The following is an 8530-nucleotide window of genomic DNA, read 5'->3' as shown; positions in this document are numbered from 1 at the left end:
TTTATCGTGTTAAATACACTTGCCAATTCTCTCAAATCCCTCTTAATCTCCCTTTTCTAAAGGGAGAAATCTAAAATTTACCCCGTTTCAAAACTTTCATTCCTTTCATACCTATTTTGACATTATCCTTTCTCCAGCCATTTTTTGAACGCGATCAGAAACCCGAATGTCAAAAACGCGCCCGGCGGAAGAATCATAATCAGCATAGGTTGATAATTTTCCCCAAGGTTAAAAAATTGATAATTGAACAAAGTTAACGTTCCGTTACCCAATATTTCCCTGACCGTTCCTATAAAAGTTATAATGAGCATATAACCGATACTCATGCCTAACCCGTCCGCCAGTGAATTTAAAACCGCGTTTTTATATGCGTAAGCCTCCGCGCGCCCGAGAATGATACAGTTAACAACAATCAAAGGGACAAACACCCCCAGGCTTTTATAAAGTTCCGGCTGGTATGCCTGCATTGAAAGGTCTATAACCGTGACAAAAGTAGAGATAACAATGATGAATATCGGTATGCGAATCTGGTTGTTGACTATATTACGGATCATAGAGATAAAAACATTCGACAGAACAAGGACGAACATCAAAGCAAGGCTCATTCCAAACGCGTCATTCGCGGTCCCGGAAACAGCCAGCGTGGGACAAAGGCCTAAAATTATAACAAGAAGCGGGTTTTCCCGCCAGATCCCGTTTTTAAAAGTTTCCCAGAATTCTTTCATAAATTTTCTATTTCACCCTTTATCTTTTGATATGTCTCAAGGCCGTCCCTGACTGCTTTTGTAACAGCCTGGGAAGAAATAGTCGCGGCGGTAATCGCGTCTATCGTCCCGCCGTCCTTTTTTAATTTCATTTCCATTCCTGTTTTCCCGATAAACTGGTTCTGGAATTTATCCGTTGTAATTTTTATGCCAAGCCCCGGGGTCTCACTCTGGTCTAATTTTGAGACAGCTATCCCCGCCGTCTTTCCATCCCTGTCAACACCCACTGTAATATTTATCGGGCCGCCGAAACCTCGCCCCGTTACTTCAAAAACGGTCCCGGCATATTCTCCGTTTTTATCAAATCCAAGAAAATATCTTTTGCCGTTTATTTCTTTTTCCTTAAAACTATCCTTATCGGCCTGCGGCAGGACCTTTTGCCTTTTGCTGTTCGCCTCGGCTATTTTATTCGCTTCAATCTGCCTTGATGTAATTATATTGACCGAGGCAAGTATGACCGCGGCCGCCACGCAAAATATAAAAAGCGCCAGACTGAATTTTAAAATTTTCTTTGTCAATTCTTTCATAATCCCTGTTAATACCCGAAAGTTTTTGGTATAGTAAATTTATCAATTGCCGGGACCAGCATATTCATTATTAAAATCGAATAACACACGCCCTCGGGATACCCGCCGTAAAATCTTATTAAAACCACAAATAACCCGCAGCAAACTCCAAAGATAAGCCTTCCAACCGGTGTTACCGGCGAGGTCACATAATCCGTGGCCATAAAAAAGGCCCCAAGGAAAAGGCCTCCAGATAAAATATTAAAAACCGGATTCCGGCCTAAAACTAACGAAAAAATAAGAACTGTCCCTATAAAAGTAACAGGGACCCTCCAATCAATGATTTTCTTTATTAAAAGATAACACCCGCCTGAAAGCAAAGCCAGATTTGATGTTTCCCCCAAGCTTCCGCCTTTAACTCCGGTAAACAAATTAAGCCACAGATCTTTATTGCCCAAATCTAAAATATTTCGTTTCATCTGTACTATTTTTTCAGGGTCCAGATTAGTCGTATCTGCCAGATAATTATAAGATTCTTTGATCAAAGTCAATGGCGTAGCAGAAGTAATACCATCAATACCATCAAGCAACGAAATACTCCCCATTTTCGGAGCAATATATAAAGTCATCGCGACAGGCCAGGACGCTACAAGGATCGCTCTCGCGGCAAGCGCAGGATTAAAAATATTATACCCTAAACCGCCAAAAAGATTTTTTACCAAGGCAATAGCTGTAACAGCGCCGATTCCGGCTACCCATAACGGAACGCTTGGCGGAAGGCAATATGCCAGTAAAATCCCGGTTACAACCGCGCTTAAATCATCCACTGTAACCTCAACTCCCATTATTATTTGCATGATCCATTCACTTATCACTGACATAATGACACAGGTTAAAATTACATATATACTACGGATCCCGAAAAAATAAATACCGGAAAACCCAGCTGGAATAAGCGCGATTATAACATCCAGCATTACCTTCTGGACGGTTGCTTTATCTTTAATATGAGGCGAAACAGAAACATCCAGTTTATGTTCTATAGCCTCTGAATTATTATTTTTTACTTCCATAAAAACAAATCTCCGTTTGTCACGACCGTATAAACCTCTATAGACTGATGTCTAAATTTTGCATTTTCTCATCTGCTCTAATTTCTTACCCTTAATAAATCTTATCAACTGCACCAGCGGAATCTTCGCCGGACAGACATAAGCGCAAGAACCGCATTCAATACAATCCTGAGGATTATATTTAAAACCATCTTCAAGCATAAACCTTGAACTATATAATCCGAGCATATTGGGCATAAGAGACATAGGGCATACACCTATACACCGTCCGCACCGTATGCAGTTTCGCTCCTGTAAAACCGGCCTTTCATCCAAAGTCATGGCTAAAATACCCGACGTCCCCTTTATGACGGGAATATCCAGTGAAAACTGGGACAACCCCATCATCGGCCCGCCCATAATTACCTTCCACACATCTTTTTTCAGGCCGCCGCATTCTTCAAGGACATCTCTAAAACTTGTTCCAATACGTACTAATAAATTTTTTCCCGTGGATATACCTGAACCGCATACCGTAATCACCCTTTCAATCAGGGGGATGTTTTCCAAAACCGCGTTCCTTACAGCCACGGCCGTTCCGGCATTATCCACAACCACGCCGGCATCCAGGGGAAGTTTACAGCTTGGGACTTCGCGGTTTAAAACGGCTTTAATCAACTGTTTCTCCGCGCCCTGGGGGTATTTTGTTTTCAAAACAATTACTTTATCGTTTTTATTTTTTAAAACGCTCTTGATTTTTTCAGCCGCATCGGGTTTATTATCTTCAACAGCAATATATCCGTATTCCGCGCCAACGGCTTTCTTTATTATCTCCAGACCCTCGAGTATTTCATTTGATTTTTCTATCATCAAACGGTAATCGCAGGTCAAATAAGGTTCACATTCCGACCCGTTGATTATTACGGTGTCAATCTTTTTGTCACACGGCGGGCATAATTTCACATGCGTCGGAAATCCCGCGCCGCCAAGGCCTACTATTCCCGCATCTTTAATTTTTTGCCTGATTTCTTCAGGAGAGAATTTACCGACATCAGCCGTTTCCTTTGAACCAAACCATTCATCAGTGCCGTCTCCTTCAATATTCACGCACCACCCGTCGCGCATAATCGGAGAAACACCTTTTTTGATTGATTCAATTCTACCGGTAATTGAGGAATGAACATTTGCGGAAATAAAAGCTTTTGACTCGCCGATTTTTTGGCCGGTTTTAACCATATCCCCGGCAGAAACAACAGGTTCTGCCTGGCAGCCCGCGTGCTGATGCAGCGGTATAACAACCTTTTTCGGAAGCCTGGCCTTTTCTACCGGTTTATCTTTTGTATATTTTGACTGCGGGGGATGAACCCCGCCTCTGAATGTTTGCATTTTTTAAGGTCCATTACCAATTACAAATTAACGGTATTTATTGTTCATTATTATTGGCATAATTTTTTAAAACTACTTTTGCCTCCTTAAACATGTCAACCGCTAACCTGTCCGGGTAACCGCCTGAATAAATTATTTCTTTTATTCCTGAATTAATAATCATTTTCGCGCATAAAATACACGGTTGGTGGGTACAATACAACGTTGCCCCTTTAATGCTTAAACCAAAAGTCGCGGCCTGGATAATCGCGTTTTGTTCGCCGTGCAGACCCCTGCATATTTCATGCCGCTCGCCGGACGGGACTTTCATCTTTTCACGAAGGCACCCGACATCTTCACAATGTTTTAAACCTGACGCCGCCCCGTTATATCCTGTAACCAGAATTCTCTTGTCTTTGACTAAAACAGCACCCACATGCCTTCGAAGGCATGTAGAACGCTCTGAAACCAGATGCGCTATCTTCATAAAATATTCGTCCCACGAAGGACGATAGATCCGTGGTTTATTTTTTTTAGTCATAATCTATTCGTATATCGGAAATTTATTTACCAAAGCTTTAACCTCTGACTTAACCTGTTTAATGGTAATTTCCCTCCTGCTCCTTAAAACATCATTAATGAAACGGGCGATAATTTTCATTTCTTTTTCTTTCATTTCACGCGAAGTTACAGCGGGCGTGCCTACCCGTATTCCGCTTGTAATAAACGGGCTGCGCGTATCCCCGGGAATCCTGTTTTTGTTCAGGGTAATACCAGCCCTGTCTAATATTTCCTCCGCCTCTTTTCCGCTTATCCCCAGGCTTGTCAAATCAATCAGTATCAAATGGTTATCCGTCCCCCCTGAAACCAGGCGAAAACCAAAATTTTTCAACTCTTCAGCCAATACCTTCGCATTTTTTACAATCTGTTTCTGGTAATCTTTGAAATCCTTCCTCTCAGCTTCCTTAAAACAAACTGCCTTCGCAGCAATAACATGCATCAAGGGTCCTCCCTGGATACCCGGGAAAACAGTTTTGTCAACAACCTCCCCAAACTCCTTTTTGCAAAGAATAAATCCGCCGCGGGGGCCCCGCATTGTTTTGTGCGTTGTACCTGCCGTAAAGTGGGCGTAAGGGATTGAACTTGGATGAACCCCCGCGACAATCAGGCCCGCTATATGGGCGATATCGGCAAAAAGATAAGCGCCATAGCGGTCGGCAATTTCACGAAATATTTTAAAATCAATCATCCTCGGGTATGCCGAAGCGCCGCATACAATCATTTTAGGGCGGTATTTCTTCGCCAAATCCTCTACCTGTCCAAAATCGATTGTTTCAGTTAAAGGATCCACACCGTAAGACACTGCGCGGAAAATCTTTCCTGAAAAACTTACAGGACTGCCATGGGTAAGATGCCCGCCATGCGCCAGATCCATTCCAAGAATTGTGTCCCCCGGGTTAAGAACAGAAAAATAGACCGCCATATTCGCCTGTGAACCTGAATGGGGCTGGACATTGACATGTTCCGCGTCAAATAATTTTTTCAATCTTTCCTGGGCCAGCCTTTCAGCGCTATCAACAAACTCGCATCCGCCGTAATACCGCCTGCCGGGATACCCTTCGGCATATTTATTCGTCATCACCGAACATTGCGCTTCCAACACCGCCGGGCTTACATAATTCTCCGAGGCTATAAGAATAAGCTTGCTTTTTTCCCGCTCAATTTCCTTTTTCATGGCATTGTAGATCTCAGGGTCAAATTTTCTTAAAATAGACATTTTTGCTCTCCATAATATTAAACCAAAAAACTAAGTTTTTTGTGCTGTTTCTTCAATTTCCTTTATCTGATTGACTCTCCTCTCATGCCTGCCGCCTGAAAAAGGAGTTTTCAACCAGACATTTACAATCAGAAAAGCCTCCTGTTTATCGAGAAATCTTCCTCCCAGACATAGAAAATTGGCGTTATTGTGTTCGCGCGACAGACGCGCAATTTCTGTATTATAACATAACGCCGCCCTTATCCCGCGAACTTTATTGGCAACAATGCACGCACCGATACCTGAACCGCAGATAAAAATCCCGGAATCGTTTTCCCCGTTTGCCACTGATTTCGCGGTTTTTAAAGCCAAATATGGATAGTCAACTGATTCGGGGCTGCCTGTCCCGAAATCAACAACTTCATACCCTTCAATCTCCAGATACTTTTTTATTTCTTCTTTTAATTCATAACCGCCGTGGTCCGCGCCAATTGCTACACGCATAATTTCTCCTTTAGTTTTATAACTGCCTCTTTTATTTCCCTGAAACAATTTTCATAGTCACCGGCATTGCCAAGGTATGGGTCTGCAATTTCCGCGTTCAGCTCATCCTTGTCAATAAATTTTTTTAATAAAAATGTCCTGCCTTCCGTTTTAGGAAAAGTATCTTTAATATAATCTGCCTGCCTCCGGTCCATGGTTAAAACCAAATCATATTTTTGCAACAAATTCCATGTGACCGGCTGGCTTTTGAATCCGGAAGGGTCTATACCTTCCCGGATCAACAGCCTTTCGCTGTCAAAAGACATCCGGACATTCTGCCATGCGCTTATTCCCGCTGAAGCTGATTCTACTCCGGGGCAGTCCTTTGCATAATGCTGAAAAAGTTTTTCAGCCAGCGGGCTCCTGCAGGTGTTTCCTGTACACACAAATAGAATTTTCATTCAAAAAGAACCCTTATTTCATAAATAGTAAGATACAAAAACCGTTAATAACCATTTACTATTCACGTGTTACGATTTACGGTATTTAACACTTTTTGCAGTTGTTTGTCTTTTTCAATGACTTTTTCACTCATCTCTTCAATATATTTTTTTAGTGATTTTTTTATTTTGCCGTCATTCCCTGCTAAAATCCTCACCGCCAGAAGCGCCGCGTTAACTGCCCCGCTGTCCCCGATACCCACGGCTGCCACAGGAACACCGGCGGGCATTTGAACAATTGAAAAAAGCGCGTCAACACCCTTCAACGCTGAATTTGACAGCGGCACGCCAATTACAGGTAAAACCGTCGCGGCAGCAACCACCCCGGGCAAATGAGCCGCGCCGCCGGCCCCCGCTATAATCACACCAATGCCGTTCTTTTCCGCGTTCCTCGCGTATTCAACGGTCCTGTCAAGGGTCCTGTGAGCGGAAGAAACCTTTGCTTCAAACGGAATCCCGAATTTATCAAGAACATCCATCGCGGATTTCATAACAGGCAGGTCGGAATCACTGCCCATGATTATACTGATTAACGGTTTATTACTTTTTGCCATTGTATCTCCTCCTAAACAGGGCAGGGCAAGCCCTGCCCCTGCAATTAATTTTATATCGCTTTTCCAGCAATGTCCTTCCTGTAATACATATTTTCAAACTTTATTTTCTTAACAGCCTCATAAGCTTTTTTTTGCGCATCTTTCAATGAATCGCCAAGCGCTGTTATCCCCAGCACCCTGCCTCCGCTTGTTAAAATTTTATTGCCTTTTTTTACTGTGCCGGCATGAAACACATAAATATCATCTTTGCCGGTCAATTCATCCAGTCCCGATATTTCTTTCCCTTTTTCATAATTTCCCGGGTATCCGCCTGACGCGATAACAACACAAACAGATTTTTGTCCAGATGATGAAACCGGACTTTTTGCTAAAAAGGAAGACAGGTGTTTACTCTCCGCGGCATCAAGGATATCAAACAAATCACTCTTTATTCCTGGCAGAATTGCCTGTGTTTCAGGGTCGCCAAAACGGCAGTTATATTCCAGGACATAAGGGTCGTTCCCCTTAATTATCAAACCAAAATAAATAACACCGCGGTAATCAATCCCTTCCTTTTTTAATCCCCGCAGGGTAGGGGCCATTACCTGTTTATTAATTTTATCTTCCAGTTCCTTATTAAAAAACGGGACGGGAGAATACGCGCCCATACCCCCGGTATTCGGCCCCTTATCATTGTCGTAAATCCGTTTATGGTCCTTAGCCGAGGGGAGGGGTAAAATTATTTCTCCGTCTGTAACGGCTATAATTGAAATTTCTTCTCCGTGTAAAAATTCCTCAATGACGACTTTTGCGCCCGCACCGCCAAGCATGTTTTTCTGCATAAAATCACTTAGGACACCCCGGGATTCTTCTGCGTTATCGCAAATCACCACACCTTTTCCCGCGGCCAAACCGTCCGCTTTAATTACAAGCGGGTATTCGGCTTTTTCAATAAACTCTCCGGCCTTTTTTAAATTATCGAAAACATAATAGCCCGCAGTCGGGATTTCATATTTTTTCATGAAATTCTTGGACCAGATTTTACTGCCTTCCAACCTGGCGCCGGATTTATCCGGTCCAAAAATACGAAGCCCCTTTTTTTTAAAGGCATCAACAATCCCCAATGTTAAAGGCATTTCAGGGCCGACAACCGTAAAATCGATTTTTTCTCTTTCCGCGAAATCAGCCAGGCCCGCGATATCAGCCGCGTCAACAGGAACACACTGCGCTATTTTTTCCATTCCGCCGTTCCCGGGCGCGGCAAAAATTTTTTTCACCTTCGCACTCTGGCTCATTTTCCATACTAAAGTATGTTCCCTTCCGCCGCTGCCGATAATTAAAATTCTCATATTTTGCCGGTTTTGTGTTTAGTTTAAAGTTTATTTTACTGGAAAGTTATATTTTACCTGAATATTACACTTTTTCAAGAGTTTTCTGGGAAGTTATGTAACCGGTCAGTTACCGGTGGAAATCAGGTAGGCGCAGGCTTTAGCCTGCGAGGAATCAAGTGAATAATAAATCTTAAAGACAACAGCAAAAAAAACCGAAGCAAAAGCCATAAAAAAAGGGAA

Annotated in this window: 10 protein-coding genes; all 10 read right to left on the bottom strand. The window is 42.7% G+C overall.

The genetic code is table 11. The features are described 5' to 3' along the window. Positions 1 to 122: 122 nt before the first annotated feature. The 10 genes from AB1498_06840 to purD all read right to left on the bottom strand — a co-directional run bounded on the left by AB1498_06840 (position 123) and on the right by purD (position 8308). Positions 123 to 725, bottom strand: coding sequence for an electron transport complex subunit E (locus tag AB1498_06840; GenBank protein ID MEW6088008.1), 603 nt, complete (start codon positions 723 to 725; stop codon positions 123 to 125). Next, positions 722 to 1291, bottom strand: a complete 570-nt coding sequence (locus AB1498_06835) for an RnfABCDGE type electron transport complex subunit G (GenBank protein MEW6088007.1) — start codon at positions 1289 to 1291, stop codon at positions 722 to 724. The genes AB1498_06840 and AB1498_06835 overlap by 4 nt, the downstream gene beginning before the upstream one ends. An 8-nt stretch (positions 1292 to 1299) precedes the next feature. Further along, on the bottom strand, positions 1300 to 2343 hold the full coding sequence (locus AB1498_06830) for an RnfABCDGE type electron transport complex subunit D (GenBank protein ID MEW6088006.1): 1044 nt from the start codon (positions 2341 to 2343) through the stop codon (positions 1300 to 1302). Between the two features lie 51 nt (positions 2344 to 2394). Next, a complete protein-coding gene (rsxC, locus tag AB1498_06825; GenBank protein ID MEW6088005.1) occupies positions 2395 to 3708 on the bottom strand; it encodes an electron transport complex subunit RsxC in 1314 nt (437 codons plus the stop codon). Between the two features lie 37 nt (positions 3709 to 3745). After that, the gene (locus AB1498_06820; GenBank protein ID MEW6088004.1) at positions 3746 to 4228 is read right to left on the bottom strand and encodes a cytidine/deoxycytidylate deaminase family protein; all 483 of its coding nucleotides are present in this window, start codon (positions 4226 to 4228) and stop codon (positions 3746 to 3748) included. A 3-nt stretch (positions 4229 to 4231) separates the two neighbouring features. Then, a complete protein-coding gene (gene glyA / locus AB1498_06815) occupies positions 4232 to 5464 on the bottom strand; it encodes a serine hydroxymethyltransferase (GenBank protein ID MEW6088003.1) in 1233 nt (410 codons plus the stop codon). 30 nt (positions 5465 to 5494) lie between these two features. Continuing rightward, on the bottom strand, positions 5495 to 5947 hold the full coding sequence (rpiB, locus tag AB1498_06810) for a ribose 5-phosphate isomerase B (GenBank protein MEW6088002.1): 453 nt from the start codon (positions 5945 to 5947) through the stop codon (positions 5495 to 5497). Then, positions 5938 to 6387, bottom strand: coding sequence for a low molecular weight protein arginine phosphatase (locus AB1498_06805; GenBank protein ID MEW6088001.1), 450 nt, complete (start codon positions 6385 to 6387; stop codon positions 5938 to 5940). The genes rpiB and AB1498_06805 overlap by 10 nt, the downstream gene beginning before the upstream one ends. Positions 6388 to 6449: 62 nt before the next feature. Beyond that, a complete protein-coding gene (gene purE / locus AB1498_06800; GenBank protein ID MEW6088000.1) occupies positions 6450 to 6980 on the bottom strand; it encodes a 5-(carboxyamino)imidazole ribonucleotide mutase in 531 nt (176 codons plus the stop codon). A 50-nt stretch (positions 6981 to 7030) separates the two neighbouring features. Next, on the bottom strand, positions 7031 to 8308 hold the full coding sequence (gene purD / locus AB1498_06795) for a phosphoribosylamine--glycine ligase (protein ID MEW6087999.1): 1278 nt from the start codon (positions 8306 to 8308) through the stop codon (positions 7031 to 7033). Positions 8309 to 8530 lie beyond the last annotated feature (222 nt).

It is taken from the genome of bacterium, from assembly GCA_040754625.1.
In the GTDB taxonomy this organism is placed as follows: Bacteria; JACRDZ01; JAQUKH01; order JAQUKH01; family JAQUKH01; genus JAQUKH01.
This window is presented reverse-complemented; position numbering and strand designations above follow the sequence as displayed.